This window comes from Ectobacillus panaciterrae DSM 19096, from assembly GCF_000430785.1.
Lineage (GTDB): Bacteria > Bacillota > Bacilli > Bacillales > Bacillaceae_G > Ectobacillus > Ectobacillus panaciterrae.
Genome location: NZ_AUMR01000188.1, coordinates 1 through 1,761 on the forward strand (window position 1 = coordinate 1; position 1,761 = coordinate 1,761).

Here is a 1,761-nt window from a genome sequence, read left to right on the forward strand (position 1 = left end):
TAGCAGAAGCTACTCCGTATCCGACCTCACTTTCATCTCTCCAATGAATGGGAGAGGATTCCCGTTCGGGTTTCCTAAAAAGTCAGCTCTTGTTATGAAATCCGCAGAGCTGACCGATTGAAAAACATTATGAGAAACGGGAAGGAAAACGATTCATATTCTGTTCGCCCATGGCGACAAGACGTTTTGTCATTTCGCCTCCTACAGAACCGTTTGCGCGTGCAGTAGATTCCGGTCCAAGTACGACACCGAACTGGCGTGCAATTTCATCCCTCATTTGTTCTAAAGCCCCTTCAATACCAGGAACAAGTAACTCATTATTGTTTCGTATCATGCGGTATCACCTCCATTTACTGGTAGGATGTGCAACCGTGAAAATATGTATGTATGAAAAACGCTCTCTTTTGTCTTTTATACAAAAGAGAGCACTGAAAAAGTCCGTTTAAAGAGAAAAAGAAGCTAATTACCTGCTTCTTTTTTCTGTATGTTGATAAAAATCTCCATTACTTCCTCAAAGCAGACATTTTTTCAGCAGTCTCTTTTATTGCTGAATGTTTTTTGTACCACACTTACACTTCTATTTTGTTTCCATCTTCAACGATATGATACATCAAATGTGCAAGGTGATGAACAGGACCGTAGTCTTCTTCTTTCTCCTCATCCGTTTCTTCATAGAATTCCAAATCGTTCAAATATAGTGCGGCAAATTGATAAAAATCCTTTAACTCAAAAGAATAGCAAGCGCTTGGGTCTTCGTTTTCCTCTTCATAGTGAAGCACGAGGTACGACTCTTTCCCCACGCTGTCCTCTGCATCAAAATAAACGAAAAAGCCCACATTCGTATCCAGCTCAAATAAATGTCTCGTTCCGCCTTCTGTCATCTTTTGAAAATCTTCTTCACTAAGCTTTTGCACGTTCATGGCCTGTACTTGATCCTCTTTGTGAAAATGGACAGTAAATGATTTCATATAACCACCTCCGTTTTATGTACACATCTAGCATAAACCAAAACGAAGCATTTCACACATAATCTGTTACAAAAGAAATGGTCCGAATAAGAATGTGAGAACCAGAATATTCACCATTGTATAATAAGAAAATTTCATTACACTTCCCCAGTCTTTTCTCTGTACGAGCTTTAACACGATCTATGTTAAAACTGCCCATATAACAGGCAGCACAATAAAACTGCCATTAAAAGTTAAGTAATCCGGCGCATATATTAAGCTGCCTCTTTTAAATACTTTCATAAATCAACTACATTCCCTAATCCTGACACTATTTTATTTAGGAACTCCAATCTTATTAAAAGGCCATATCCGTACAGCTACTTTTCCTGTGACCGATTTCATGGGCACTAATCCAAAATATCGACTATCTTTACTAATGGAACGATTTACCACAAAAGGAGTAAACATAAAATAACGAATTAGAAAGCTAAGGATGCAAGTAAATAAAATCATTTTTATCAATAAAAATAGATCTTTTTTCGAATTTGACATCGTTTCACTCCCTTGTACGTTAATTAATAATCCTATTTACTATAAAATAAAAAGCTCACTTTTTTCGTAAGTGAGCCTAAAAGCGGGATTGTATATACTACTATTATCTTTTAGCTTCTTTGTTAAGTTGGTTGTGTTGATTAATTTCTTTCTGTAATTGATCTGAATTTTTTCCATCTACTTTAATGCCTAATTTTTTTGCTTGGTCCTGAAGTTGTTTACAACGATTAATTTCTTTCTGTAATTGATCTGCGTTTTT

Annotated in this window: 3 protein-coding genes; all 3 read right to left on the reverse strand. The window is 36.3% G+C overall.

Annotation, left to right across the window (positions count from 1 at the left end; genetic code table 11):
- Positions 1–127: 127 nt before the first annotated feature.
- Positions 128–334, reverse strand: a complete 207-nt coding sequence (locus H540_RS0122155) for an alpha/beta-type small acid-soluble spore protein (protein WP_028402423.1) — start codon at positions 332–334, stop codon at positions 128–130.
- 235 nt (positions 335–569) lie between these two features.
- The gene (locus H540_RS0122160; protein ID WP_028402424.1) at positions 570–968 is read right to left on the reverse strand and encodes a hypothetical protein; all 399 of its coding nucleotides are present in this window, start codon (positions 966–968) and stop codon (positions 570–572) included.
- Between the two features lie 315 nt (positions 969–1,283).
- Positions 1,284–1,502: a S26 family signal peptidase gene (locus H540_RS35410; RefSeq protein ID WP_028402425.1), complete on the reverse strand. Its 219-nt coding sequence runs from the start codon at positions 1,500–1,502 to the stop codon at positions 1,284–1,286.
- Between the last annotated feature and the right edge of the window lie 259 nt (positions 1,503–1,761).

Bases quoted from the DNA above. Each gene is read 5' to 3' on its own strand.
- H540_RS0122155 (WP_028402423.1), bottom strand. From the start codon at position 334: ATGATACGAAACAATAATGAGTTACTTGTTCCTGGTATTGAAGGGGCT.
- H540_RS0122160 (WP_028402424.1), bottom strand. From the start codon at position 968: ATGAAATCATTTACTGTCCATTTTCACAAAGAGGATCAAGTACAGGCC.
- H540_RS35410 (WP_028402425.1), bottom strand. From the start codon at position 1,502: ATGTCAAATTCGAAAAAAGATCTATTTTTATTGATAAAAATGATTTTA.